Origin of the sequence: Sedimenticola sp. (genome assembly GCF_050289425.1) — a bacterium.
Classification (GTDB): Bacteria; Pseudomonadota; Gammaproteobacteria; order Chromatiales; family Chromatiaceae; genus Sedimenticola.
On sequence record NZ_JBNKFS010000032.1, the window covers coordinates 1 to 26443 of the forward strand.

Genomic DNA, 26443 nt, shown 5'->3' on the forward strand with positions numbered 1-26443 from the left:
CAAGGAAATGTGGTTGAGGGGTGAATATGGGCAAGGGTCGGGGCGGGTACAGCTTTACTTTGAAGGCCGCCTGACGGACTGCCGTCGGTGTGGGTTAAAACAGGATTGTATGCGCAATCCGGAATCGGCGGATACGCGTGACGGGCATGGCCGTCAGGTGTCAAAAACGTTCTCGACCCATGCCGACGCCACGGAGTGGATGAAACGGCGGGTGGATAGCAAACTGGGCAAATCCATCTACAGTCACCGTATGTCAGTGGTGGAGCCGGTGTTTGGTAATATTGGCACCAATAAACGGCTCAATCGGTTCTCACTACGAGGTAAGCGAAAGGTTCAGGGGCAATGGCAGTTGTACTGTATGGTGCATAACATTGAGAAGATCATGAATTATGGCGCAATTGGATAGATCCACAGAGTTATCCACAATCTGTCATCGCATTAGCGCATAATTGATGATTATGTAAAGCTGGTTTGGCGAAAATTTATACAGGTAAAATGGGAGGGCTGTAGTGATGAAGATACTCGTATCTGGCAATGAATTGCTGCAGTCTCGTTGTACGAATCATATGAGGAGAATTAAGTGGTAACTTGCTATTTACGTTATGTTATTGATCCATACAAGCTTCAAGAGTTTGAGTACTATTCAAAGCTATGGATCCCGTTGGTTAATAAATTCGGGGGGCAGCATCATGGGTATTTCCTGCCATCCGAAGGCGCTAATGATGTGGCATTGGCCTTGTTTACATTTCCAAGCTTTGCAGAGTACGAGCAATATAGACAAGATTCATTAAATGATCCAGAGTGTATTGCTGCTTTCAAATATGCTGAAGAAACTCGTTGTATTCTTAGCTATGAGCGTAGTTTCTTCAAACCACTATTCGAATAAACGTATATCAATCAGCCATAACATTGGCTGCACAAAACGCGGTCTGGACGCTCATTATATTTGCGCCGCTAATCCGAGCATTGTAAGTAAGGTATGAACATACCAAAGACAAAAATCAAATGGGCGGAAGAAGCATTTGACGCCTTTAATCAGGCATATACGGAACTTGCTGATGGGAAGTCGCCATTAAATACCAAATACGAGCTTTTTCGAATTGCCCCGGTTTTTGCTTCTATTAATAGGGAGATTAACGGTACAGATCGAGGGATGAGCATGTTGTCCGTAATCGAAGAGATAGAACGTGACTTCGAAGTAGATATAGAAGCAGAAGAGCGTTACCTATTTAATTTTGTGTATGTCTACATACATAGTCACACATATGCAGATCTATTAGACGGCATGGAGGCGGATAGAATGATGGATTACATTAATGATAATTACGAATTATTCGAAGATGTATAATTATGCAGACCTTGAGTGACTCTGCAAGTGGAGAGAACGAGCGCTACATGCATGGAGGGTCCTGGACTTATATGGATTTTCGCCGGTCTACTTAGCACTGCTGTACCAAACAAATAATAATTGTAATGTGATTTTTGGATCAGGTAATAACCCCGCTAATACTGATATTAAAATGACAACGATTTTTGGATCTTACAATGAAATACAAATTTGATTATGAATAGTTCTGAGGCCATTGATTCATTTCTTGCGTTAAGGGACCAATTGCGCTCATTTGTGTTCCGGCTGTTACCCCAGCGCCAGGATGCAGAGGATATCGTTCAGGAGACCTATATTCGGGTGCGGGAGAACATAGAGTCATTCAGGGAAGAGTCATCATTTAGGACATGGGTATTTTCAATCGCCCTTAATCTCTCAAAAAACCACTTGAACAAGCAGCGTCGCTGGGAGGAGAGCAGCCAGGATTACGGTGCCATGCTGCATACCCATTCGGCTGAACACTGGGTAGTATTTCGCGACGTGTTCGATGCCACGCCGTATCGCAATTACGAAATCCGTGAGCACATCGCCTACTGTCTGAACTGCATCAACAAGACGCTGTTGGTCGAACAGCAGGTTTGCCTGCTGCTCAAGGAGATTTACGAATTTAAGGTTAGTGAGATCATGCGTATTTCTGGCCTGAGCGAGGGTAAGGTCAAACACGCTATAGCCGATGCACGCAGAAATATGATTCGTATTTTCGATGAGCGCTGCTCGTTTGTCTCTAAGCGGGGGCGCTGTGACCAGTGCACGGCACTTAAAGGTATCTTGAACCCTGAACAGGATGCGCAGGTGGAGGCCAACAAGATAGCCTTGGTCAGGCAGGGGGATTCGCCGGATCGTGAATACCTGCTCGACCTACGGCTGGAACTGACCCGCTCCATCGATCCGCTCAACAGTCCGAATACACGGCTGAATACCTTTATGCTGGAGAACCGTGATGCGTGGGTTGAAGAGGGCAAAAAGCGCAATGTGCTGGAGGTTCGTCCGAAATCGACGGCTCATTTGTCTAAGTAGTATCTTCACCAAAAAACAGGAGAACGATATGACAAAGAGCGCTTTAGAGATTGTGCAGCAGTACCAGCAGTTGATGGAAGGCGGCAATCAGGCGTGGACAGACCTGATCGCGGATGACGTCATTTTCACCGGGCCGGCTGTGGGAGAGGTTCGCGGTAAGAGTGCGGTAATCGATCTGAACAACGGTTTCTTACCTCTGATAAGGGGATATGAGCCGGTTTCGGCTTTTGGGCAGGAGAAGCTGGCCTTGCTGGAGGGGGTTTTCACTGTCGTGGCACCGAGCGGCAAAGAGATCAGCTTCGATATCGCTGAGATATACGAGGTAGTGAACGGGAAAATCAGTGCTATCCGTATCTACTACGATGCCGAGGAGTTCCGCAAGGAGTTCGACCAACCCTCGTAGTACTTGAAAGACCCTGGAATCGGCAATATCGACACTGTCGATTCCAGGGTCCGATAGACAGGAGGAAAATATGACGTTCCATCTCGGAGGCGACCAGCTTTCTAGTCTGAATGAACCTGATCAAAGGGATAGGCGTAGTTCATCCCGACAAATCGGTATGCGATGGTGGCGCCACGAAGATGTCCGGCTTCACCATTATCGAGATGAAGGGTTAGTGATGCATCTGTGTGAAACAAAGTACCGGCGATGACCCATTGGCTCTATCTGGATGACAACCCAAGGTTGCTCGGATATATCCTGGATCATATCAACGGGAGTCAGCCATGAGTTACGACCAGGCAGTACAGCAACTGTTGAAGGAGTCGGGTGTCGAGCACTCAACGATGATGGGCACGCCCTGCCTGCGTTATAGAGGTGCATTTATCGCCATGATGTTCAGCAAGGGGGGAGGGTTGATCATCAAGGTTTCTCCAGCGCGGGCCAACGCGCTGATCAATGAGGGCGCCGGTGTGGAGTTCAACTTTACCAAGAAGCGTTTTAAGGAGTGGGTCATCATACCGCTTGATTATGAAAATGAGTATGAGCGGTATATCCGCGAAGCTCTGGACTATGCGAAACAAAAATTAAGCTAGCACCGTATTTTGTAAATACCCTGAACTATCTCTTGATGAAGTGAGTTTTCGCGATTCCATTCGGAAAGTGAACAGTGCGACCCAGATTTTTGTCTCTTGACAAACTAGGTCGCTCGTCCTAAGCTTCCCTAAAACTAGGACAAGTGTCCTAGGCGTTGTTGGCTCAACCGAAGTTGATTGTCAGTGTATCTCACTGGACGGACGGTATTTGTCTCGAGGATATAATGCGCCAATTAGTAAGATGTTGTCGGGAGAGGTTTTATGCGGAATAAATCGACGCGTGACCAGATAGTCGAGGCGGCCGACAGACTTTTTTATCAACAGGGATTTGAGCATACCTCATTTGCAAATATCGCCGATGCAGTCAAAATATCTCGTGGCAATTTTTATTACCATTTCAAAACAAAAGATGAAATTTTGGATGCGGTCATTGATCTGCGTTTGGCTAATACCCAGGCAATGCTGGATACGTGGGAAGTGGGCGGTGAAACGCCAGCCGAACGTATTCGCAGCTTTATCGATATCATGATAAAGAATAGGGTAAAAATTAAACGCTACGGTTGCCCTGTGGGTACATTAACGACTGAACTGTCGAAGTTAAATCATGAGTCGAAAAGTGAAGCGAATAGGTTATTCACCCTGTTTCGTACCTGGCTAGGTCGGCAATTCACATGCCTTGGCTATAAAACGGAAGCCGATAAATTGGCCATGCATCTTTTGGCGCGCAGTCAGGGTATTGCCACGTTGGCCAGCGCTTTTCATGATGAAGCGTTCATTAAACAGGAAGTGAATCTATTGTATGAGTGGTTGAGTCGCTATGCAGATAGCCGTGTCGCGTGAAGATTGATCTTCAGGCTCCAAGGAGAATAAGGCTGATGTTTATTGTACTGTTAAAATTTTCCGGCAATAAAGCCCAAGCGGGTCAATTTATAGCGGGTCATAATGAGTGGATTAAGCGGGGCATGGATGAAGGGGTGTTTTTACTGGTGGGCAGCCTACAACCGAATTTGGGTGGATTTATTCTGGTGAATAGTACGTTACGGGAAGACCTGCAAGACCGGATAAACAGTGATCCATTTGTAGAGCAAGATGTTGTCACAGCAGAGATTCTTGAACTATCCCCAAACCAGGCCGACAAGCGGCTGGCTTTTCTAGTTGGCTAAACCGTGCATATGCTATGAGGAGATGATCGATGACTACGCCGTTTGTGGGGCCGGATGGAAAAACTCGTTGTCTGTGGTGTGGGGCGGCACCTGAGTTTCTCGATTATCACGATAATGAGTGGGGTTTCCCGGTAGCTGACGATCGGCGTTTGTTCGAAAAGTTGTGCCTGGAGGGTTTTCAATCCGGATTGAGCTGGCGAACTATCCTCGCTAAGCGTGAAAATTTCCGCGCGGCATTTCATGATTTTGATTTTGACAGAATCGCACAATTTACCGAACGCGATATCGATCGACTGCTTAGGGATAGAGGTATTGTTCGTCATCGCGGAAAAATAGAAGCGGTGATTAATAATGCTAAGTGTGCTCAAGAACTCGTCAAACAGGAAGGTTCTCTGGCGTCCTTTTTCTGGCGTTATGAACCTGCGGCAAATAGCACGGCCGAACCGCAGACGGCTTCCACGTCAGCAGAATCTGTCGCGCTGTCAAAGGCGCTGAAGAAGATGGGCTGGAAATTTGTGGGTCCAACGACGGTGTACGCGTTTTTGCAGGCCATGGGGTTAATAAACGATCATGTTGAGGGTTGCGTGATCAGAAAAAAGGTTGCACAAGCGCGGAAACATTTTAAGCGGCCGTAGGTTTACTTTACATCCTGGCAAAAGGCATCGACCATATATTCCCTGAATGTCTGCGTACGTTGTGTAGATCACGCAAGTAGTTTATGGGCATTTTGGTTGGTGGATAAAACAGACTGTTATAGATGAGCGGATGCTGAATGTTTGTCGTGTCACTGAATTATGTTGCGGAGCTTACTGAGGTGGATAGGTGCATTGATGCACACGTTGCTTATCTGGATAAGTGCTATTCACTGGGTAAGTTTGTCCTGTCCGGGAGAAAGGTACCGAGAACCGGAGGGGTGATTCTTATGGATTGTGATAGCCGGGAAGAGGTGGATGTCATCATTGAGGAGGACCCATTCTTCAAAGCCAAAGTGGCTGAGTATGCCGTCACAGAGTTTATTCCGACCCTGTCGGCTGCCGGTTTGGAACAGTTTACCGCTGCCATCGCCGTTGACGCTGTTCCGCTATCCTGAATAAGGGGCTTTCCTTTTAAGATGACCAATGATGTTGTCAAGCTGCGTCAGGTGCTGCATCGGAATCCTGAGCTATCTGGATCTGAGGCGGAGACGGCCCGTCGAATCGTGCGTTTTTTCAAGCCGTTGAAGCCGACTGAAATGATAGAAGGGCTGGGTGGCCACGGGCTTGCCGTAGTGTTTTCCGGTCAAGAAGTTGGTCCTACCGTTTTACTGCGTTGCGAACTGGATGCATTGCCTATTCAAGAGATCAACCCGTTTAGCGATCGATCGCGGGTTGAGGGTGTCGGGCACCAATGTGGGCATGACGGGCATATGGCCATTGTGGCCGCAGTGGGTGTGGCGCTAGCCAGGCAGCGGCCAAAAAGGGGGCGGGTCGTACTGTTGTTCCAGCCCGCAGAAGAGATCGGTAAAGGTGCGGCCGAAGTGGTGAAGGACGACAGGTTTTCAATGATCGCTCCGGATTATGCCTTTGCCTTGCATAACCTGCCAGGCTATCCGCTTGGGCAAGTCTTGATTTGCGATGGTGCTTTCAGTGCCGCTTCGCGTGGTATGGCGATTACCCTGACCGGTAAAACCGCCCACGCGGCGCAGCCGGAAACAGGGCGCAGTCCGGCTCGGGCGCTGTGCAAGATTATTCAACAGTTTTCCTCTCTTCCTCAGGACATTGACGCCGCTCATGAGATGGCGTTCGTCACGGTCGTGGGCGCCAACTTGGGCGAAAAGGCGTTTGGTACGGCACCGGGCCGGGCGGAAGTGTGGGCGACTCTGCGTAGTGAAACGGATGACATGATGGCATGCCTGATTGCCCAGGCGGAAGCGGTTGTGGCGGATTCGGCAAAAGCTGACGGGCTGGAATACCGTATCGACTATGACGATATCTTCGGGGCCACGGTGAATGCGTCGGCGGCGGCCAACATTGTACGTCGCTGTGCGGGAGAAGTGATTCAGGAAATTGAGCAGCCATTTCGCTGGTCTGAAGATTTTGGCCGTATCACGGCGACCTGTAAGGGAGCGATGTTTGGTCTGGGGGCGGGAGAGGATACGCCTGACCTGCATGATCCCCACTATCGGTTTCCCGATGAACTGATAGCGATCGGGGCGGATCTGTTTCTGCGGATTATACGGCAATGCCTGTTGGAGCCATCCGCTTCGTGGTGAAAGTCACCGCTCGGCTACTCAATATGAATTGTGTAGCACTATACTGAATGTATATTGCGGTTATCTGCCATCGCTTTTTTTGCAGGACAAATCATGGTGCCAAAAACGCCCCCGGATAAACTGGATCGAGTCGTCGCAGAAGCCCGGCGTGCACGGGAAGAGCGGGAGAAGGGTTATCGTGAGCGAGCCCTGAAGATGTATCCTTGGGTTTGCGGGCGTTGCGCTCGTGAATTCACCCGGGAAAATCTACGGGAGCTGACGGTACATCACCGGGATCATAATCACGACAACAATCCACCGGATGGCAGCAACTGGGAACTGCTGTGTATCTATTGCCATGACAACGAGCATTCACGCTATATCGATTCTGAATATGGTGATGTTGCCACCGATTCTGCGAAAAAGGGGGCAACCCATAACCCCTTTGCCGACCTCGCCGCCAAAATGAAAGACAAAAAGTAGCGGGTGATCCATCCCACAAGCGTGTTCAACCTAGGTTTTGGCGGTATTTCAGATAACCCCTACAGCGGGTTAATCGTTTGTTTCAGTTATGGAGGGGTTGTTTTCTGGCATGCTGGCGTGGTCGCCAGTTGTACGCGATTACGTCCGGACTCTTTGGATTCATACAGCGCACTGTCCGCGTCGCCCAGCAGTCGTTCTCCAATTTGCTGGGTGCTGCTGTCGCTATCGGGTCGAAGTGCGGACACGCCGATGGAAACGGTGACCGCGACACTTTCACCGCCATGAATGGCGATCGGCTTGTCCTGGATACGGTGACGGATTCTTTCCGCCAGGTTGAGTGCTTCCGTGGCGTCGGTTTGGGGTAGCAATAGGGTGAACTCTTCACCGCCGAATCGGGTGGCAATGTCGGACAGGCGCAGGCACTCCCGAACCCGGAGGGCGAGTTCACGCAGTACGCTGTCGCCGGCGCCGTGTCCATGCCGGTCATTGATCTGTTTGAAGTGGTCGGCGTCGATAAACAGGCAGCTCAGTGGATGCCGGTAACGCAGCGCGCGGGTGACTTCCTCTTCCAGTCGCCGTTCCAGGTAACGACGGTTGTGCAGACCGGTGAGGGGGTCTGTCAGGCCGGCGATGACCAGGTGTTCGCGATTGGCGGTGTTCTCCAGGCAGATTGCGCTGATCGTGGCCAGGCGGTTGAGAAAGTCACTGGCATGATGGCGGGTAAAGCGGTTTGGGTCGTGGCTGCCAAGACCGATAAATCCCACCAATTTGCTGCGCCGAATCATGGGCAGGATGGCGATACTTTTCAGGGTGGCGGCGTTAGGGAACAGGATAGCGTGGTCCTGTTCCATATAGGCCCCCAACCAAGGCGCCTTGTAACGGGCATGTCTGGGGGAAAAGGACGATATCTCATCGACGAAGCGGATATCGCTCAGGCTGTCCGGTTCGATGCCTGAGTGCAGTAGCAGATGTCGGAGTTCATGATCAGGATCATGCAGTACCAGTTGGATGGTGGGCAGGTCAAAGGAGGATTTCATGCCGTCTGCCAGACAGCTGAGCAGTTGGGGGAGCGATTCGGTAGCCAACAAAGTCAGTTCGCGGTCGTGGAACCGTTTTAGCACCTCTTCATTGTGGCTGGCCTCGCGGGTGAGTGTGCTCAAGCGCTGCCTAAGCTGGCGATTGATGAAGGCCAGGTCAGAGGGAGAGGGATTGGGTGGTGTCTTGGGCATACTGATTCGGGGCGACCATCCGGGGTTGGGCGTGAGTTTGTCCATGTACATAATACCCGCTGTTACAGTTTGTGCCAGTGACAGTATGTGACACCAGTATAGTAAGGAGTATCAGGGATGAGATATCGGTGGAGGCGGGATTGCCTCAAAGCGCGTGTCAGGGCCGCTATTGTTGGGGGGTTGATCACACTTTTCTGCAACTTGTCCGCCCCGGCCACAGCGGTTGCGGGCGTGTTTCGCTGTCCCGATGGGGCGGGTGGCGTGCTGTTTCAACAGGTTCCCTGTGCGCAGGGGGAAGAGATTAAGTTGGATGTTCACACTACAAAGTGGGCCAAAAGTCCGCTGCCTCGCTCCCGGCGTCAGCGGAGCGCTTCATCGAAAACCGCTTCCCGGCAGCATGATGCACTGGCTCGGGCGGCGCAGGATGCCCGGAAGCAAAAACTGGCGTGCTGGAAGGCGCAGCAGCGGGTTGAGCGGATTGAGGCGGAGCTGCGCCACGGGTATAAACCGGCGCGGGGTGAGCGGCTGCACCGGCAGCTTCGTGAACAGAGTGACTACCTGCGGGAGTTTTGTCGCTAGCGCTCTCTCTGGGTGGCTATGGATTGCGCTGCAATTTTTCCCGGGCCAGAAACAGTGCCAATTGTGACCGGGCTTCGGTGAAATCTTGCTGGGCCAGGAGTTGATCAAATTGGTCTAGCTTCCACTCAATCACATCGATCGGTTCCGGTTCATCGCCGGGCAGCGGGTGGGGATAGAGGTTCCTGGCCAGCACGATGTGGGTGGTGTGATAGATGTATCCCGGTGCCACAGTGACCGAGCTGAGCAGTTCCAGCTGCCGGGCCGCGTAACCGGTCTCCTCTTGCAGTTCGCGGTTGCCGGCGGTGAGTGGATCTTCTCCCGCTTCGATATGCCCTTTGGGGAATGCCAGTTCATAGCGATTGACCCCGGCGGCATATTCGCGGATCAGCAGTAGTGTCTCTTCATCCAGTAGCGGTACCACCAGCACGGCTCCCTCTTCGGAGCCGACTACCCGCTGATAGGTGCGCTGTTGCCCATTGGTAAACTCCAGATCGATCTCTTCGATATGAAAAACGCCGGTTTCATTAAGCGTACGGCGGTTACGGATGCGGGGCGGTTTTGGCATGTCGGTTTCTTCTGTTGCTATGGAGTCAGGATCCGCTGTAACTTTACCCCATGATGGACTGGAACCAAATCGACACGATTCTGCTGGATATGGACGGCACCCTGCTGGACCTGCATTTCGACAACTATTTCTGGCTGGAGCATGTGCCGCGTCGTTATGCCGAGAGCTCGGGTTGTTCGCTTGAAGAGGCAAAGGAGGAGTTGGGAGGACGTTATCGCAGCATCGAGGGGACCCTGGAGTGGTACTGCGTCGATTACTGGAGCCGGGAGTTGGGACTGGATATCGCCCTGCTGAAGGCAGAAGTGGATCATCTGATCGCCGTTCATCCCCATGTGGTGGATTTTCTCGAAGCGGTTCGGGCTTTGGGTAAGCGGGTTGTATTGGTGACCAATGCGCATCAAAAGGCGTTGGCGCTAAAAATGGAACGCACGAAATTACACGGCTATTTCGATGCCGTAATCTGTTCGCATGATCTCGGTCTGCCCAAGGAGAAGCGGGAGTTCTGGGGTCGGTTGCAACAGGTGGAGGCGTTTGATCCGCTGCGTACCCTGTTTGTCGATGACAGTCTTTCGGTGCTGGAGTCGGCGCGGGATTATGGAATCAGTAATCTGATCAGAGTGCTGAAACCCGATACCCGGGGCCCTTCTCGCGAGTCGGAAGGCTTTATGGCGATAGACGATTTTTCCGCTATCCTGCCTGAGTAACTCGGCCTGGTCTGGTAGGGGGTGTTGTTGCACGTCAAGATGCTGGGGTTGATTCCTTACGGCTTGAGGGCGGCCACAGGGGGCCGCCCCTACGGTACGGGCGGTGTGCCGGAACAGCAGGGTGATGGGGTGTGGCGCCTCTGTTGCTGTGTGGGGGTAATCCCTTTTCGTAGGGGCAATCCCCCGTGATTGCCCGGGGATGAAGGCGCTGAATGAGGGGGCTCTATTAGCCGGAGAGAGATCGATAAATCCGGTGGCTGAATTGGTTGCGGGCTATCGCTTACCCCAGCTTTTAAAACGCTTTTTGCAGTAACTCAGCAACTCGGCGTAGTTGCGGAAATGGAGTTCGAAGCCCTCCTCCGCCGGGGCGTCATATTCACACCAGTCATTGTCGTAATCACGGCAAATCTGTGGTCGGTCATTATAGATGCCGCAGGCACCACCGGGCTGCAGGTGCTCGCAGCGACCCAGAATCATCAAGTACCACTCACCTTCATCTCTATAGAGTTCGACGCCTTGATGGGACACTTGCCACAGCAGGTGGTCAAAGTCAGCCTTTGAGCGCGGGGCGACGCCCAGTGCTTCAGTGGTATAGGTGCAACAGGTGGAGTTGGTGCAGCGACCGCATTTGTTGGTTACCGGCAGTTCCATGGCGCAACTTATTCTGTATGAGTGGTCTGCTTCGGCTTTCTTCTGCGGCGTCGCTTTTTCTTGGTCGCATCCGCGCTGCCCTCTGAAGGCTTAGGTGTGGCGGAAGTTGCTTTACGGGGTGGCCTGCCGCCGCTGTTACGACGCTTGTCCCGTTCCGGGCGGTCAGGGATGATGCGACTTTTCGGGTCCACCTTGAACAGCAGTTCACTGGTGACCGGTTCCATCGGGATGCGGTGGCCGATGTAAGCCTCGATGTCCGGCAGGGAAAAGGCGTGGGTTTCGCAGGCGAAACTGATGGCGTCACCGCTGGCGCCGGCGCGGGCGGTACGGCCAATGCGGTGAACATAATCTTCGGCATCGTCGGGTAAGTCAAAATTGAACACGTGCGAAACGTCCGGGATATGCAGGCCGCGGGCGGCAACGTCCGTGGCGACCAGTACCGGCAGTCTGCCTTCCTGAAAATCGCTCAGCAGTTGCATGCGCTTTTTCTGTGGTACATCGCCGGAAATCACGGCTGCGCCGATACCGTTGCCTTCCAGGTAGCCCCAGACCAGATCCGCGCCGCGCTTGGTGTTGACGAATACAATGGTGCGGTGGGCATCCATCTGTTTTAACAGGCCGAGCAGCAGAGAGATCTTTTCGTCATTGGCGGTCATGTAACAGACTTGTTTGACCTTGTCGGCGGTGACTTTATCGGTCTCAATCTTGACCGTAGTCGGGTTGTTCATGTGCTCGTAGGCCAGCTCCAGCACCCGGAAGGAGAGGGTAGCGGAGAACAGCAGGCCCAGCCGCTGTTGTGGCGGTGGACAGCGGCGCAGCATGAAGCGGATATCTTTGATAAAGCCAAGGTCGAACATACGGTCGGCTTCATCCATGACCACCACCTGAGTCGCCTTCAGGTCATAGATGTGCTGCTTCAGGTAATCAATGAGTCGGCCAGGTGTGCCGATCAGGATGTCCACGCCATCCTCAAGCTGCTTGCGTTGCTGCTCATAGCCTGTGCCGCCAAATACCAGTCCCAGTGACAGGCCGGTATGTTTGCCGAGTACCTCGGCATCCTTGTGGATCTGTACCGCCAGCTCGCGGGTCGGGGCAACGATAAGCGCCCGGGGTTGGTTTTTTTTACGTCCCTCGGCTGCCGGATTACTCAATAGGTGTTGGTAGGTCGCGAGGAGGAAAGCGGCGGTTTTTCCGGTGCCGGTCTGGGCTTGTCCTGCCACATCCTGTCCTTTCAGTGCGATGGGCAGGGTTTCGGCTTGAATGGGGGTGCAGAAGGAAAAGCCAGTGTCTTCAATGCCTTGTGCGAGTTCTTTACACAGCCCGAAGCTGTCAAAACGGATGTCCGTGAGGTGTTTGTCTGTCATGGGGCGCTAGGATACAGCAATTTACTGATGGTTTGGACTTGAAATGGTCAAAATATTGGGATCAAATAGCTCCCAGGGTTTGGCGATACGAACAACAACAGATCCCAGACGTAACGATAAGCACCGGTACAGCCCCGTACTTTAGGGTGTGATATCCCAACTGAATTTTGTGGAGAATACTAGTGAGTGAACAGATTGTTCATGTGACCGACGATACTTTTGAGTCAGAAGTGCTTAAATCTGATCTGCCTGTGTTGGTGGATTACTGGGCTGAGTGGTGTGGACCCTGCAAGATGATTGCACCGGTCCTGGATGAAATTACCGGCGATTATGCCGGCAAGATCCGTGTCGCTAAACTGAATATCGACGAAAATCCCAATACGCCACCCCGTTATGGCATTCGCGGTATCCCCACCCTGATGTTGTTTAAAGACGGCGAAGTCGAGGCTACCAAGGTCGGCGCTGTCTCCAAATCTCAGCTGATTGCCTTTATTGACAGCAATCTCTGAAACCAAACAAATTACATTTAATACTGGACGTACTCCGGGATGGTGCTAGAATTCGCATTGTAGCCCTCCCGTGAGCGCTAATACCAAGAAACCAATCACCCCAGAGCGATTCCAAAAAACTCTGTTCCAAACGGGAACCTAACCCCCGTTCCGTTCTTTTTTTTCAATCACGCATAACATCATGAATCTCACCGAACTAAAAAAGATGCCGGTCACAGAACTGGTCGAATTAGCCCAATCCATGAAGCTGGAGGGTATGGCGCGATCCCGCAAACAGGATCTGATTTTTGCCATCCTCAAGGCCCACGCCAAAAAAGGCGAAGATATCCACGGCGATGGCGTCCTGGAAATTTTGCAGGATGGTTTTGGTTTTCTGCGCGCCGCGGACAGTTCCTATTTGGCCGGCCCCGATGACATCTATGTCTCGCCGAGCCAGATCAGGCGTTTCAATCTGCGCACCGGCGATACGATTTCCGGCAAGATTCGCCCGCCCAAGGAGAGCGAACGCTATTTCGCCCTGCTCAAGGTCAGCGAGATCAATTACGACAAGCCGGAAAATGCCAAGAATAAAATCCTGTTCGAGAACTTCACGCCGCTGTTCGCCAATGAGAAGTTCAATCTGGAAAAAGGCAACGGCAGCACCGAGGACATTACTGCGCGCACCATCGAATTGTGCGCGCCGATCGGCAAGGGCCAGCGCGGCCTGATTGTCTCGCCCCCCAAGGCGGGCAAGACCATGCTGATGCAGAACATCGCCCAGTCGATCGCCTATAACCATCCCGAAGCCCAGTTGATTGTGCTATTGATCGACGAGCGCCCGGAAGAGGTAACGGAGATGGCCCGTTCGGTGCGAGGGGAAGTGATCTCCTCCACCTTTGATGAACCGGCGGCGCGCCATGTTCAGGTGGCCGAAATGGTGATCGAAAAGGCCAAGCGCCTGGTTGAGCATAAAAAGGATGTGGTGATTCTGCTTGATTCGATAACCCGTCTGGCCCGTGCCTATAACACGGTGATCCCTTCATCCGGCAAGGTGTTGACCGGTGGTGTGGATGCCAATGCATTGCACCGTCCCAAGCGCTTTTTTGGTGCGGCCCGTAACGTGGAAGAGGGCGGCAGCCTGACCATTATCGCCACCGCCCTGGTGGAGACCGGTTCGCGCATGGATGATGTAATCTACGAAGAGTTCAAAGGTACCGGTAATATGGAGATCCATCTGGATCGGCGCATTGCTGAGAAGCGCATCTTCCCGGCGATCAACATCAACCGCTCCGGCACCCGCCGTGAAGACTTGCTGATGAAGCCGGACGCACTGCAGAAAATGTGGATCCTGCGTAAGATCCTGCACCCGATGGATGAGCTGGCGGCGATGGAGTTCTTGTTCGATAAGCTCAAGGATACCAAGACCAACGAAGAGTTCTTCACCTCCATGAAGGGGTGATCCTCTCCCAAGAAAGGCTGTTATCAACAGCCTTTTTTCATTTCAGGGCGTAGGGGATAGAATAGGCACTCCCTTGTGCCGTTTCGGAATGGCACTCATCGCAGCCCGGTATAGCGACAAGAATGGAAACAGCCACAACACCTCCCCTGCATATCCTGGTCGTGGGCGACCTGATGATCGATCACTATCTCTGGGGCGAATGCTCGCGCATTTCACCCGAGGCCCCGGTGCAGGTGGTGGATGTCACCGAGGAGCGCGCGGTGCTGGGCGGCGCCGGGAATGTGGTGAACAATCTGGTGGCATTCGGGGTCAAGGTGTCGGTGGCCGGTGTGATCGGCGGAGATGAAGCCGGTCGGCAACTGGTTACCATGATGTGTGATCTCGGTGTCAATACCCAGCATCTGCTGTTGGATCCACGACGCAAGACCAGCAAAAAGAGTCGAGTTGTTGCTTCCCATCAACAGGTGGTGCGCTTCGATAGCGAGTGCCGGGTGGACATCAGTACGGAGCATGAACAGCAGATTCTACAAACGGTTGAGCAGTTGTTGCCGTCGGTGGATATGGTGTTGCTGTCGGATTATGCCAAAGGGGTACTTACACCCGCCCTGGTTCCCCAGCTGATGACCTTGTGCAACGGCCAGGGAAAGCGTGTCCTGGTTGACCCGAAGGGGACAGATTATGCCAAATACCGGGGCGCCTATCTGATTACGCCAAACCGAAAAGAGGCGGCGCTGGCCACGGCCATTCCAGTGGGTAGAGAGGATGAAAATCTTGAGTCCATGGGGTTTGCGCTGAAACGGCTGTGTGACTTGACCTACGCCATTATCACTCTGTCCGAGGACGGCATGGCGATCTTTGGTGAAACGATGCAGCGCATCTCCACCCATGCGAAAGAGGTCTACGATGTCACCGGCGCCGGTGATACCGTCTTGGCGGCGCTCGGCTTTTCACTGGCGTCCGGCAAAGATATCGAGACCGCCGCACACTTTGCCAATTCGGCTGCCGCCGTGGTGGTGGGCAAGCTAGGCAGCGCCACTGCTACCCTGGATGAGATTGAAGAGTATGAATCGTCTCTACACAAGGCGGCCAGCGATACCCACATCAAGACGTTCGACGGCATTCAGCGCATTGTTGGCTATCTGAAGAGCCAGGATAAGCGGATCGTCTTTACCAATGGTTGTTTCGATATCCTGCATCTGGGACACATCAAGAGCCTGGAGAAGGCTAAATCCTTTGGTGATGTGCTGGTGGTGGGTGTCAACTCGGATGCTTCGGTGCGACGTCTAAAGGGCGATGATCGACCGATCAATCCGGAGTATGACCGGGCCTATCTGTTGGCGGCGTTGGAGGCCGTCGATTATGTGGTGATTTTCGATCAGGACACCCCGTATGAGTTGGTCAAGCGGGTGATGCCGGATGTACTGGTAAAGGGAAGCGACTATCGCGACAAGGAGATTGTCGGCAGTGACCTGGCCGGGGAGGTGAAGCTGGTGGATATTATACTGGGCAAGAGCACCACGCGGGTCATTGATGGTATTAAAGAGGAGCGTTAGCCCCTGCCGGAGCGGGAAGGTATGAAGATCCTCGCTATTCGTTATAGTGGGCTGGGTGATCTGGTGATGCTGCTGCCGGCCCTTTCCCTCCTTAAGTCCCACCATCGGGATGCCCATATCACCCTACTGACGGACCGCTCGAACCAGGCGTTTGCCGATATCGCCTGCGGCCTGGTAGACGAGATCATCCCTTTTGATCGGCGGCGGATGAAGCGCGGTATTTTTCCGGCCCTGGCTGAGATTGCCTCGTTGATCCGCAAGTTGCGTTCCGCCTCGTATGACCAAGTGATCGATTTCCATAATTTTGGCGAGACCGCCACCATCAGCTATCTGGCCAAGGCCCCTGTAAAGCGCGGTGCGCCCAAGCGGCCCAAATACCATTATGGCTATACCGAGCGGATCTCCCGTCTTGAAGATGATCACCGTAGTCAGTTCTTCTGTCGAATAGCCGGCGTGGACGATACCTGGCGGGTGCCGGCGCTCTGCCTGAGTGAGGCCGGACGGCTGTACGCGGATCAACTGCAAAATCAGTCTGATGAAGCGCGACCGGTGTTGGGTCTCAATATCGGTTCTACCCAAGAGAATCGTCGCTGGAGTCACCACTATTTCGCCGAGTTGGCCGAGCGCCTCAACAAACAGTATCGGGTGTTGGTGTTCATCGGGCCGAGTGAAACCGCTTATGCCGACGTGTTTGAGGGGGTTTGTGAAACCGTTTCCGGAGTCAGCATCCCGCAGCTTTGTGGGGCTATCGCCTGCTGTGACTACTTCATCAGTAACGATACCGGACCGGTACATCTGGCCGGTGCCTTGGGTGTGTCGACATTGACTCTGTTCAGTACCGGCGAGGATTGGCAGGTCGGCGCCTTGGCTGAGCATAAGCGCTGGATTAGGAAGCCGGTTATCAACGATATCAGTGTCGATGAGGTGATCGATAAGCTGGCGGAGCTGGCTGTGGGGGCGGAAGCCGGTGTCTGAGCGAACGGCTGTGATCGCCCCAAGCCACGCCATGATTCTGGCCGCCGGTCGCGGGGAGCGGATGCGCCCGCTGACAGATACGACCCCCAAGCCGCTGCTGAAAGTGGCTGGTAAAGCGCTGATCGAGTACCACATTGAGGCGCTGGTGCGGGCTGGTGTCCGTCACTTGGTGGTGAACCATGCGCACCTCGGGAAACAGCTGGTCGACTTCCTCGGGGATGGTGGGCGCTGGGGAGTATCGATCGCTTTTTCTGCGGAGCCGGACGGCGCGCTGGAGACGGGCGGCGGTATCTACCGGGCATTGCCGCTGTTGGGGGGTGGGCCGTTCTGGGTGGTCAATGGGGATGTCTGGACCGATTATCCCTTTGCCTCGGTATCGATGTCCGCTGATACCCTGGCCCATCTGGTGATGGTGAACAATCCGCCACACCATCAGCAGGGGGATTTTTTGCTCGATCATGCCCGGTTGCGGTCGAATGGGGTTGGGGCACGTTTGACCTTTAGCGGTATCGGCCTTTACCGGCCTGAACTGTTTGCGGCTTGTCCTGACGGAGCCTTCCCATTGGCGCCGTTACTGCGTCAGGCGATGGCGGGAGGGAAGGTGAGCGGAGAGCATTACGCCGGGCGTTGGTTGGATATCGGTACGCCACAGCGACTGCAGGATCTGGATAAGGCGTTGAGGGGACGTGATGCTGCGGGAGTTTGAGGCCCTGCCGGACGGTTTGCTGACCTGCCCGGCTTCTGAACTGGATCGGTTTCTCGGGGCGCCCACCCTGATACATCTGCAGGGCCGGCAGTCGCCGGCCCTGTTTGTCTCTATACTGATGCATGGCAACGAGACCACCGGCTGGGAAGCGATACGCCAGTTGCTCGCCGAATATCGGGGCGCCGGTGGTGAACGGGAATTGCCGCGTTCGCTCTCCCTGTTTATCGGCAATGTGGCGGCAGCAGCCCAGGGGGTGCGCCGATTACCCGGGCAACCCGACTACAACCGGGTCTGGCCGGGCGGTGACGACCGGGACTCGGCGGAGGCGAGGATGATGCGTCAGGTGGTGGATCGGATGCGACAGCGGGGGTTGTTCGCCAGTGTCGATGTACACAATAACACCGGCCTCAATCCCCATTATGCTTGTGTCAATCGCTTGGACCACCGGTTTCTCCATCTGGCCGCGCTGTTTGGTCGTACCGTGGTTTACTTTACCCGACCTACCGGCGTCCAGTCGCTTGCCATGGCTGATCTGTGCCCGGCGGTGACCTTGGAGTGCGGCAAGCCGGATCAGTCCCTGGGTGCCTCCCATGTACGGGAGTACCTGGATGCCTGCCTGCATCTGTCAGCGCATCCCGATCATCCGGTCGCCGCTCACGATCTGGATCTGTTTCATACCGTGGCGACCGTTAAGGTGCCGGAGTCGGTCAGCTTCGACTTTGGCAATACGGCGACGGATATTGCCCTGGCACCGGATCTGGAACGGCTGAATTTTCGTGAATTGCCCCGCGGGACGGCGATCGGGCGAGTGGCAAGGGGCGTCGGTACCGGCTTATCGGTGATGGATGAGCAGGGAGCCGATGTGTCCGATCGCTACCTGGAGGTGGTCGAGGGAGAACTGCGGTTGCGGTTGCCGGTGATGCCCTCGATGATCACCCGCGACTGCCGGGTTATCCGCCAGGACTGCTTCTGCTATTTAATGGAACGTTACAACGACCATCTCTAGTTTTTCGTCCGCTCAGGGCGGTTCGCCACGATCCGCCGTTTTTTTCTGCCTGCCGCACTTGACTCTGGCGGATTCGACCCTATTATTAGCACTCAGTCTCGGTGAGTGCTAACAGCCTCGCCGGATAAAAAATACCATTTGTGTAAATAGCCAAATTAGGAGAAATCGGTAGATGAATATTCGTCCGCTGCAAGACCGTGTGGTCATTCGTCGTATGGAAGAGGAGCGCACCAGCGCTGGTGGCATCGTCCTGCCGGATAGTGCAACCGAGAAGCCCGCCCAGGGTGAAGTGATTGCCGTTGGTAACGGTAAGGTCCTGAGCAACGGTGAATCTCGCCCACTGGACGTAAAGGTCGGTGACAAGGTCCTGTTCGGCAAGTACTCCGGCAACGAGGTCAAACTCGGTGAGGAGAGCCTGCTGGTGATGCGTGAAGAAGACATCATGGGTGTGATCGAAGACTGATTGAGAGTCAACGAAACCTCTTCAATTTACTGAATTTCAAAGGAATACAAACCTATGTCTGCAAAAGAAGTGAAATTTTCCGATGACGCCCGCCAGAGAATGCTGCGTGGTGTCAACATCCTGGCCGACGCCGTAAAGGTCACCCTGGGTCCGAAGGGCCGTAACGTAGTGTTACAGAAGAGCTTTGGTGCGCCAACCATCACCAAAGACGGTGTCTCCGTTGCTAAAGAGATTGAGCTTTCCGACAACTTCGAGAACATGGGCGCGCAGATGGTGAAAGAGGTCTCTTCCCAGACTTCTGATGTGGCCGGCGACGGTACCACCACCGCGACCGTACTGGCTCAGGCTATCGTGCGCGAAGGCCTCAAGGCCGTCGCCGCCGGCATGAATCCGATGGATCTGAAGCGCGGTATGGAGAAGGGCGCCGCGGCCGCTGTGACCGCACTGGCTGAAATGTCCAAGCCCTGTGCTGACGACAAATCCATCGCCCAGGTCGGTACCATCTCCGCTAACAGCGACGAGAACATCGGCGGCATCATTGCCGAGGCGATGCAGAAAGTGGGTAAAGAGGGTGTCATCACGGTTGAAGAGGGTTCCGCCCTGGAGAACAGCCTGGATGTGGTCGAGGGTATGCAGTTTGATCGCGGTTACCTCTCTCCCTATTTCGTGAACAACCAGCAGAGCATGTCTGTCGATCTGGAAGATCCTTACGTCCTGCTGCACGACAAAAAGATCTCCAACATCCGTGATCTGCTGCCGGTGCTGGAAGCGGTTGCCAAAGCTGGCCGTCCGCTGCTGATCATCGCTGAAGATGTGGAAGGCGAGGCGTTGGCTACCCTGGTGGTTAACACCATCCGTGGCATCGTCAAGGTTTGTGCTGTGAAGGCGCCCGGCTTCGGTGACCGTCGCAAAGCCATGCTGCAGGATATCGCTATCCTGACCGGTGGTACGGTGATCGCCGAAGAAGTCGGTTTGACCCTGGAGAAGGCGACCCTGAACGAACTGGGTACCGCTAAAAAGATCCAGATTACCAAGGAAGAGACCACTGTCATCGATGGCGCTGGCACCGAAAACGACATCAAGGCTCGCGTTGAGCAGATCCGTGCCCAGATCGAGGAGACCTCTTCCGACTACGACCGTGAGAAGCTGCAGGAGCGTGTCGCCAAACTGGCCGGCGGTGTAGCGGTGATCAAGGTGGGTGCTGCAACCGAAGTTGAGATGAAAGAGAAAAAGGCCCGCGTCGAAGACGCCCTGCACGCGACCCGTGCGGCAGTGGAAGAGGGCGTGGTCCCGGGCGGTGGTGTGGCCCTGATCCGTGCCCTGGCGGCGCTGAAGGATCTGACCGGTGGCAACCATGATCAGGATGTGGGCATCAAGATCGCCGCACGCGCGATGGAAGAGCCGATGCGCCAGATCGTAACCAATGCGGGTAGCGAAGCTTCCGTGGTCGTCAACAAGGTGGCTGAGGGCGAAGGCAACTTCGGTTTCAATGCTTCCAATGGCGAGTATGGCGACATGGTCGAAATGGGTATCCTGGATCCCACCAAGGTGACCCGTACCGCACTGCAGAATGCTATCTCTGTGGCCGGTCTGATGATTACCACCGAGGCGATGATCGCCGATGAGCCAGCCGACGAGAAAGCCGGTGGCGGCATGCCGGATATGGGCGGTATGGGCGGCATGGGCGGTATGGGCGGCATGATGTAAATGGCCGTAGGGCAGGCCCCTGTGGCTGCCCTGTTCCCTCCGTGGACAAAGCCGCTCCCGGCCATCCCTGGCCTTCGCGGCATAAGTCCATCCGTGGACAAAAACCCTGCCTGGCAACGCCAGGCAGGGTTTTTTATGGCCAGCATCCACGTGGGCACAAACGGCCTGCCCACCCTCCCTATCTTAGACGGCATGGTGTAAATGGTCGTAGGGGCAGGCTCCCGTGTCTGCCCTTTTCCTATTATGCCATCCGTGACGGAAACCCATCCTTGGTAGGAGTTCTCAAACACACGTCCCCCATTCACCTTTGCCAGGAGTGGCTGTAGGATGGACAGGTATCTGTTGTCAGGAATGGTGCCGCCATGAGAATCGATCTTCCCTTCTCCGCCGTTGAGCCGTTTGTTCGTGAGTGCCTGGGTTGCGGCTGTCCGGCGTCCGTTTTTGACGATATCGAGAGCGATATCAAAGTCTTGTCGGGGATCCGTTATCAACGATTGTTGGTGGGGCAGCGGTTGTTGGTGTATCTGCTGCGTAACGTCACGCCAGAGCAGTTGATCTGTCTGCAACAGGCGGGATTGGCCGAAAGGGATACGGCCGGTTATAACCGTTTGCGTATTGTATTGGTGGGCGAGCCGGATGGGGCATTATATCGACAACTCCGTGAACAGTTTGAGCAAAATGCCTCGGGTGATGAAAAGGTGCATCTCCATTTTGTGTCTTCGAAAACATTGGCCGGATACCTGATAAAAAAAGGTAAGTTGCAATAGCAGTAGCTTGGCGGCGGGTGCCGGTTGACCCGATTGGCATCCGCATCCCGGCACGATACGCCGTTCATTAACCCAGACCTGAACCAGAGAAATCTATGCAGTCGTTTGAACACCCCACTCAAGAAGCGGAAACAAAATGGCACCACTGGCAAGTGGCGGCACCGGAGCTGGCGACTGAAATTCGCTCAATGGATGGCGTGGAAGAGGCGTTGCTAAAGGTTTGGGAGGGGAGTGACTTTGTCGCTCAGTACGGATTGAAATCGCCTGAACTGATGTTACAGATGCTGCAGTCTGGTTGCCTGTCGCGCCGCTATGCCGATCAGGAGATGGATGGTCTGTTGCGTAACAGCTTGGCCGAAGTGAAGGATGAAGCCGCACTGCATCAAGTTTTGCGCCGTTTTCGCAACGAACAGATGGTGCGGATTATCTGGCGCGATTTGACTCAGACGGCTCCGCTGGCCGAGACCCTGGCTGATCTCTCCGCTCTGGCAGATGCGTGTGTTTCGCGCGCACTCTCTCTGCTCTATGACTGGGCCACGGAAAAGCAGGGCGTACCGCGTAGCGAAGAGGGCGAGCAGCAATACCTGGTGGTGCTGGGTATGGGCAAACTGGGAGCCCGGGAACTGAATCTTTCATCCGATATCGACCTGATTTTTGCCTACCCTGAGCCGGGCGAGACCGATGGTGCCCGTCCTATCCCCAACGAGCAATTTTTTATCCGCCTTTGCCAGCAGTTGGTGAAGGCGCTCAACAGCCAGACGGTGGATGGGTTTGTGTTCCGGGTGGATGCGCGATTACGCCCCTTTGGCGATGCCGGCCCCTTGGCCTTTTCGTTCGATGCCATGGAGACCTACTACCAGTCCCATGCCCGGGAGTGGGAGCGATACGCCATGATCAAGGCGCGTGTGGTGGCGGGTGATGCGGCCGCCGGCCGCGAAATCATGTCCATGCTGCAACCGTTTATTTATCGTCGCTATCTCGATTTTGGTGCTATTGAGTCGATCCGCGATATGAAACGGTTGATCAGCCGCGAGCTGAAACGCAAGGGGATGGCTGATAACGTAAAACTGGGCCCCGGTGGCATAAGGGAAATAGAGTTCATCGGCCAAGCCTTCCAACTGATACGCGGTGGTCGGGAACCCGAACTGCAGATTCGACCTATTCTGCAGGTATTGCAAGTGCTGGGTGATAAACAGCAGTTGTCTCAGGACGAGGTGGCGGAGTTGACCGAGGCTTACCGGTTTCTTCGGTTGGTGGAGAACCGCATTCAAGCCTGGAAAGATCGACAGACTCATCTGCTTCCGGATAGTCCTGGCGGTCGGTTGCGTATTGCCCGCTCCATGGGATTTGACGATTGGACCTCTTTTTTTGCCGTCCTAGAGGTGCATCGCTTTCGGGTTCAGGCCCATTTTGATAACGTTTTTGCCCTCAGCGAAGAGGTGGTGGCCGAGTCGCCGCTGCAGGCGGTTTGGCAAGAGGATCTGGAGGATGAACAGGCCATCGAGCTGTTGCAGCAGTCGGGATATAGTGATGGGGTGACCGTGCTGTCCCGTTTGGCGGGGTTTCGTCAGGGTCATGCTTGCCGCAGCCTGGGGCAGCGCGGACAGCATCGTCTGCAGGAGTTGATGCCGGTACTGTTGGAGGCGGTGACCCAATCCCCGGCTCCGGATGTGACCCTGGAGCGTATTCTGAAGATTCTTGAATCCATCACCCGGCGTACCGCCTATCTGGCGTTGCTGGTGGAGAATCCGACGGCATTGATCCAGTTGGTCAAGCTGGTGGGTATCAGTCCCTGGATCGCTCTGCAGGTGGCGCGACATCCGCTGCTGCTGGATGAGATGCTGGATCCGCGTCGGCTCTATACGCCACTGAAGCGGGAGGGGCTGGAGGCGGAGCTGGAAACGGCCCTGGCAGCCGTTGAGGAAGATGACCTGGAGCAGCAGATGGAGCGGATGCGCCAGTTTACCCAGAGCAATATGCTGCGGGTGGCGGCGGCCGATCTGACCGGGGTGATCCCGTTGATGGTGGTCAGCGACTATCTCACCGAGATTGCCGAAACCATCACCTGCAAGGTGATGGAGCAGGCCTGGGATACCCTGGTGAGCAAGTATGGGCGGCCGAGCAATGCGGCGGCGGAAGACAAGGGCTTCGCGGTGATCGGATACGGCAAGCTGGGTGGTATTGAGCTGGGCTATGGGTCCGATCTGGATATGGTATTTCTGCATGGCAATGATAATCCGAACCGGATGACCGACGGCGAGCGGGCGATTGCCAATGATCTCTTCTACGCCCGAATGGGGCAGCGCATGATTCATATGTATACCACCCGTACTCCGGCCGGGATCCTCTATGAGGTCGATATGCGTCTGCGTCCCAACGGCAATTCCGGTATGCTGGTCAGTTCACTGCAAGCGTTTGAAGAGTATCAGAAAAATGCCGCCTGGACCTGGGAGCATCAGGCGTTGCTGCGAGCCCGGTCTGTGGCGGGTGATGGGGCGGTGATTAAAGAATTTGAGCGCATCCGCCGTGAGGTGCTGTCGCGCGAGCGCGATGCGGAAAAATTGCGTGAGGATGTGCGGGAAATGCGCGAGAAGATGCGCACCTCGCTGGATAAGAGTAACGGCGCGCAATTCGATATAAAGCAGGGTGCTGGCGGTATCGCGGATATCGAATTTATGGTTCAATACAACGTTCTGCGCTGGGCACATAAACACCCCGATCTGCTTGATTGGACAGATAATATTCGTCTGCTTGAATCGCTGGCACGGCATCGTCTGTTTGAGGGGGAAGTGGCGCAGCGGCTGGCGGAAAATTACCGTGCCTTGCGCGCTGTCTACCACCGTAAGGCGTTGAGTGACCTGCCTGGGCTGGTTTCTGACGATGAATTACTGAAAGAGCGGGAACAGGTGCAGGCGTTGTGGCGGCAGTTGATGACAGCGTGACAGACCAATTTTTACAATCTTGAGTTATTTGGAGAGGATAGATGGCTACATTCGCGGACCGCGACGGCTGGATTTGGCTGGATGGCGAAATGGTGCCCTGGCGCGAGGCCAAGGTGCATGTGTTAACCCATACCCTGCATTACGGTTTGGGGGTCTTTGAGGGGGTCCGCGCCTACCAGACGAAAAAAGGGCCGGCCATTTTTAAACTGGAAGAGCACACCCGCCGGTTATTCCAGTCGGCTCACATCATGGGGATGAAGATGCCCTATGACGAAGCGACCCTGAACCAGGCACAGATCGATGTGGTACGTGAAAACAAGCTGGATTCCGCCTACCTGCGGCCGCTCTGTTTCTATGGCTCAGAGGGTATGGGTATCCGCGCCGACAGTCTCGGCGTGCACGTCATGATCGCTGCCTGGGAGTGGGGTGCCTACCTGGGTGAGGATAATCTGAAAAACGGCATCCGTATCCGTGTCTCTTCCTACACCCGGCATCAGGTTAACTCCATGATGTGCAAGGCCAAGGCTACCGGCAATTACATCAACTCCATGCTGGCGCTGCAGGAGGCGGTCAATGACGGTTATGATGAGGCGCTGATTCTGGACGCCAGCGGCTATGTGATGGAAGGGTCCGGCGAGAACTTCTTCCTGGTCAAGGATGGTGTTATCTACACGCCGGATCTTACCTCGGTGCTGAATGGCATCACTCGCAAGACCATCTTCTCCTTCACCGAAGAGCTGGGCATTCCGATCGTCGAAAAGCGCATTACCCGGGACGAGGTGTACATCGCCGACGAGGCGTTCTTCACCGGCACGGCGGCCGAAGTGACGCCGATACGCGAGGTGGATAACCGCACCATCGGGTGTGGAAGCCGCGGCCCTATCACGGAAAAGCTGCAGACGATGTATTTCGACCAAGTGCATGGCCGGCGTGCCGAACACCCCGAGTGGCTGACCTACGTGTGATCCGGATTGATACCCCTAAGCGGGCCGAGTCCACCATGGGTTTAGGGGGTAGATCTCACATTGCCAACCCCTAACCGACAGATGGAGCAAGAGGCGGAGCCGCTGGTGATCTGGCGGCTGACCGATGGCAAACCGGGGCATGAAAACCAGTCGTTGGGGTTGTGTCAGGCCCTGGCTCGCCAGCGCCAGGTTATCCGGCACGATATAGTGGCGGTCGGTCGGGTTGGTCAGTGGGTGCAGTGGCTGAGCGGCCGCTTTCCAGCGGGCCAACAACTGCCACCGCCCGATCTGATCCTGGGAGCGGGACACCAGACGCATCTTGCCCTGCTGGCGGCACGAAGGGCCTTTGGCGGGCGGACGGTGGTGATCATGAAACCCTCCTTGCCGCGCTTTCTGTTTGATCTTTGTGTGATTCCCGAGCATGACGGGGTGTCAGGGGGAAAGGTATTTGTGACACAAGGGGTGATGAACAGCGTCACCAGCTGTGTACGGGATGGTTCGTCCCAGACACTGATTCTCCTGGGTGGTATGTCCCGTCACTACGCCTGGAAGGATGAAACGGTCATCGCCCAGATTGAATCCATAGTGCGGCATAATCCTGCACAGCGCTTCCTTCTTAGTGACTCGCGCCGGACGCCCGCCGGCTGCCTGGAAAAAATCGCCGCCTTGCAGCTGGCTAACCTCACCCTGGTACCTTGGCAAGAGACGGGGCCGGGATGGGTCGGGCGGCAACTGGCAGAGAGTGCTGCCGTCTGGGTCAGCGAGGATTCTGTTTCCATGGTCTACGAGGCCATCACATCCGGTGCGGCTGTGGGATTGATAGGATTGGAACAAACAAAACCGGGGCGCATCAGTCGCGGTGTGGAACGATTGATTGAAGGCGGTTGGGTGACCCCGTATCGACGTTGGCAGGAGACAGGGCGGTTGCCCGTTCCTCCGGGCCGCTTCAACGAGGCGGAGCGTTGCGCCGAGTGGATGGTCGCAGAGTGGTTGTAGACGAGGGTC

The 26443-nt window shown here is 54.8% G+C and carries 30 protein-coding genes; 26 read left to right on the forward strand and 4 right to left on the reverse strand.

Features of this window, described 5'->3' with window-relative positions; all coding sequences use genetic code 11:
- From ACQY5R_RS16885 to ACQY5R_RS16940, 12 genes are all read left to right on the forward strand, one after another.
- The coding region (locus ACQY5R_RS16885; RefSeq protein WP_428610345.1) for a transposase at positions 1 to 406 on the forward strand (406 nt) is incomplete at its 5' end.
- Positions 407 to 580: 174 nt separating this feature from the next.
- Positions 581 to 886, forward strand: a complete 306-nt coding sequence (locus ACQY5R_RS16890; RefSeq protein WP_428610347.1) for an NIPSNAP family protein — start codon at positions 581 to 583, stop codon at positions 884 to 886.
- Between the two features lie 93 nt (positions 887 to 979).
- Positions 980 to 1348, forward strand: coding sequence for a hypothetical protein (locus ACQY5R_RS16895; RefSeq protein WP_428610349.1), 369 nt, complete (start codon positions 980 to 982; stop codon positions 1346 to 1348).
- Positions 1349 to 1564: 216 nt separating this feature from the next.
- Complete coding sequence (locus tag ACQY5R_RS16900; RefSeq protein WP_428610351.1) at positions 1565 to 2404, forward strand: RNA polymerase sigma factor; 840 nt, start codon at positions 1565 to 1567, stop codon at positions 2402 to 2404.
- 28 nt (positions 2405 to 2432) lie between these two features.
- Complete coding sequence (locus ACQY5R_RS16905) at positions 2433 to 2807, forward strand: nuclear transport factor 2 family protein (protein WP_428610352.1); 375 nt, start codon at positions 2433 to 2435, stop codon at positions 2805 to 2807.
- Positions 2808 to 3130: 323 nt separating this feature from the next.
- Positions 3131 to 3439 (forward strand): hypothetical protein, encoded by a 309-nt coding sequence (locus ACQY5R_RS16910; RefSeq protein ID WP_428610353.1) that lies wholly within the window; start codon positions 3131 to 3133, stop codon positions 3437 to 3439.
- A gap of 261 nt (positions 3440 to 3700) precedes the next feature.
- Positions 3701 to 4279 carry a TetR/AcrR family transcriptional regulator gene (locus tag ACQY5R_RS16915; RefSeq protein ID WP_428610355.1) on the forward strand — a complete coding sequence of 193 codons (579 nt, stop codon included), beginning with the start codon at positions 3701 to 3703 and terminating at the stop codon, positions 4277 to 4279.
- A gap of 35 nt (positions 4280 to 4314) precedes the next feature.
- Positions 4315 to 4602: a YciI family protein gene (locus ACQY5R_RS16920; protein WP_428610357.1), complete on the forward strand. Its 288-nt coding sequence runs from the start codon at positions 4315 to 4317 to the stop codon at positions 4600 to 4602.
- A 29-nt stretch (positions 4603 to 4631) separates the two neighbouring features.
- Positions 4632 to 5237 (forward strand): DNA-3-methyladenine glycosylase I, encoded by a 606-nt coding sequence (locus ACQY5R_RS16925; protein WP_428610359.1) that lies wholly within the window; start codon positions 4632 to 4634, stop codon positions 5235 to 5237.
- A gap of 137 nt (positions 5238 to 5374) precedes the next feature.
- Positions 5375 to 5692 carry a YciI family protein gene (locus tag ACQY5R_RS16930; protein ID WP_428610361.1) on the forward strand — a complete coding sequence of 106 codons (318 nt, stop codon included), beginning with the start codon at positions 5375 to 5377 and terminating at the stop codon, positions 5690 to 5692.
- A gap of 21 nt (positions 5693 to 5713) precedes the next feature.
- Positions 5714 to 6853, forward strand: coding sequence for an amidohydrolase (locus ACQY5R_RS16935; RefSeq protein ID WP_428610363.1), 1140 nt, complete (start codon positions 5714 to 5716; stop codon positions 6851 to 6853).
- A 93-nt stretch (positions 6854 to 6946) separates the two neighbouring features.
- Entirely contained in the window at positions 6947 to 7315 is a 369-nt protein-coding gene (locus ACQY5R_RS16940; protein WP_428610365.1) for a YajD family HNH nuclease, read from the forward strand.
- A gap of 86 nt (positions 7316 to 7401) precedes the next feature.
- On the opposite strand, the gene ACQY5R_RS16945 is transcribed toward ACQY5R_RS16940, so the two are convergent.
- Positions 7402 to 8589, reverse strand: a complete 1188-nt coding sequence (locus ACQY5R_RS16945; protein WP_428610367.1) for a DUF484 family protein — start codon at positions 8587 to 8589, stop codon at positions 7402 to 7404.
- A 72-nt stretch (positions 8590 to 8661) separates the two neighbouring features.
- Here ACQY5R_RS16945 and ACQY5R_RS16950 point away from each other — a divergent pair, with 72 nt between their 5' ends.
- Positions 8662 to 9123, forward strand: a complete 462-nt coding sequence (locus ACQY5R_RS16950; protein ID WP_428610368.1) for a hypothetical protein — start codon at positions 8662 to 8664, stop codon at positions 9121 to 9123.
- A gap of 16 nt (positions 9124 to 9139) precedes the next feature.
- On the opposite strand, the gene nudE is transcribed toward ACQY5R_RS16950, so the two are convergent.
- Positions 9140 to 9688, reverse strand: a complete 549-nt coding sequence (nudE, locus tag ACQY5R_RS16955) for an ADP compounds hydrolase NudE (RefSeq protein WP_428610369.1) — start codon at positions 9686 to 9688, stop codon at positions 9140 to 9142.
- 50 nt (positions 9689 to 9738) lie between these two features.
- On the opposite strand from nudE, the gene yrfG reads away from it, so the two are divergent.
- On the forward strand, positions 9739 to 10392 hold the full coding sequence (gene yrfG / locus ACQY5R_RS16960) for a GMP/IMP nucleotidase (RefSeq protein ID WP_428610370.1): 654 nt from the start codon (positions 9739 to 9741) through the stop codon (positions 10390 to 10392).
- 273 nt (positions 10393 to 10665) lie between these two features.
- On the opposite strand, the gene ACQY5R_RS16965 is transcribed toward yrfG, so the two are convergent.
- Both ACQY5R_RS16965 and rhlB read right to left on the reverse strand, forming a co-directional pair.
- Positions 10666 to 11043 (reverse strand): YkgJ family cysteine cluster protein, encoded by a 378-nt coding sequence (locus ACQY5R_RS16965; RefSeq protein ID WP_428610371.1) that lies wholly within the window; start codon positions 11041 to 11043, stop codon positions 10666 to 10668.
- Positions 11044 to 11051: 8 nt separating this feature from the next.
- A complete protein-coding gene (gene rhlB, locus ACQY5R_RS16970) occupies positions 11052 to 12407 on the reverse strand; it encodes an ATP-dependent RNA helicase RhlB (RefSeq protein WP_428610372.1) in 1356 nt (451 codons plus the stop codon).
- Positions 12408 to 12589: 182 nt separating this feature from the next.
- On the opposite strand from rhlB, the gene trxA reads away from it, so the two are divergent.
- The 12 genes from trxA (at position 12590) to ACQY5R_RS17030 (ending at position 26434) form a co-directional block, all read left to right on the forward strand.
- Entirely contained in the window at positions 12590 to 12916 is a 327-nt protein-coding gene (gene trxA, locus ACQY5R_RS16975) for a thioredoxin TrxA (RefSeq protein ID WP_428610374.1), read from the forward strand.
- 181 nt (positions 12917 to 13097) lie between these two features.
- On the forward strand, positions 13098 to 14354 hold the full coding sequence (gene rho, locus ACQY5R_RS16980) for a transcription termination factor Rho (RefSeq protein WP_428610375.1): 1257 nt from the start codon (positions 13098 to 13100) through the stop codon (positions 14352 to 14354).
- Between the two features lie 122 nt (positions 14355 to 14476).
- Positions 14477 to 15907, forward strand: coding sequence for a D-glycero-beta-D-manno-heptose-7-phosphate kinase (gene rfaE1, locus ACQY5R_RS16985; protein WP_428610376.1), 1431 nt, complete (start codon positions 14477 to 14479; stop codon positions 15905 to 15907).
- Between the two features lie 21 nt (positions 15908 to 15928).
- Complete coding sequence (locus ACQY5R_RS16990) at positions 15929 to 16882, forward strand: glycosyltransferase family 9 protein (protein ID WP_428610378.1); 954 nt, start codon at positions 15929 to 15931, stop codon at positions 16880 to 16882.
- 31 nt (positions 16883 to 16913) lie between these two features.
- The gene (gene murU / locus ACQY5R_RS16995) at positions 16914 to 17588 is read left to right on the forward strand and encodes an N-acetylmuramate alpha-1-phosphate uridylyltransferase MurU (protein ID WP_428610387.1); all 675 of its coding nucleotides are present in this window, start codon (positions 16914 to 16916) and stop codon (positions 17586 to 17588) included.
- Complete coding sequence (locus ACQY5R_RS17000; RefSeq protein ID WP_428610379.1) at positions 17572 to 18594, forward strand: M14 family metallopeptidase; 1023 nt, start codon at positions 17572 to 17574, stop codon at positions 18592 to 18594. Before murU ends, ACQY5R_RS17000 begins: the two co-directional genes overlap by 17 nt.
- A gap of 172 nt (positions 18595 to 18766) precedes the next feature.
- On the forward strand, positions 18767 to 19057 hold the full coding sequence (gene groES, locus ACQY5R_RS17005) for a co-chaperone GroES (RefSeq protein ID WP_428610381.1): 291 nt from the start codon (positions 18767 to 18769) through the stop codon (positions 19055 to 19057).
- Between the two features lie 54 nt (positions 19058 to 19111).
- Positions 19112 to 20764 (forward strand): chaperonin GroEL, encoded by a 1653-nt coding sequence (gene groL, locus ACQY5R_RS17010; RefSeq protein WP_428610382.1) that lies wholly within the window; start codon positions 19112 to 19114, stop codon positions 20762 to 20764.
- 362 nt (positions 20765 to 21126) lie between these two features.
- Positions 21127 to 21531 carry a hypothetical protein gene (locus ACQY5R_RS17015; RefSeq protein ID WP_428610383.1) on the forward strand — a complete coding sequence of 135 codons (405 nt, stop codon included), beginning with the start codon at positions 21127 to 21129 and terminating at the stop codon, positions 21529 to 21531.
- Between the two features lie 95 nt (positions 21532 to 21626).
- Positions 21627 to 24473 (forward strand): bifunctional [glutamate--ammonia ligase]-adenylyl-L-tyrosine phosphorylase/[glutamate--ammonia-ligase] adenylyltransferase, encoded by a 2847-nt coding sequence (gene glnE / locus ACQY5R_RS17020; RefSeq protein WP_428610384.1) that lies wholly within the window; start codon positions 21627 to 21629, stop codon positions 24471 to 24473.
- Between the two features lie 41 nt (positions 24474 to 24514).
- Positions 24515 to 25438, forward strand: a complete 924-nt coding sequence (locus ACQY5R_RS17025) for a branched-chain amino acid transaminase (protein ID WP_428610385.1) — start codon at positions 24515 to 24517, stop codon at positions 25436 to 25438.
- Between the two features lie 60 nt (positions 25439 to 25498).
- On the forward strand, positions 25499 to 26434 hold the full coding sequence (locus tag ACQY5R_RS17030; protein ID WP_428610386.1) for a mitochondrial fission ELM1 family protein: 936 nt from the start codon (positions 25499 to 25501) through the stop codon (positions 26432 to 26434).
- Positions 26435 to 26443: the final 9 nt, after the last annotated feature.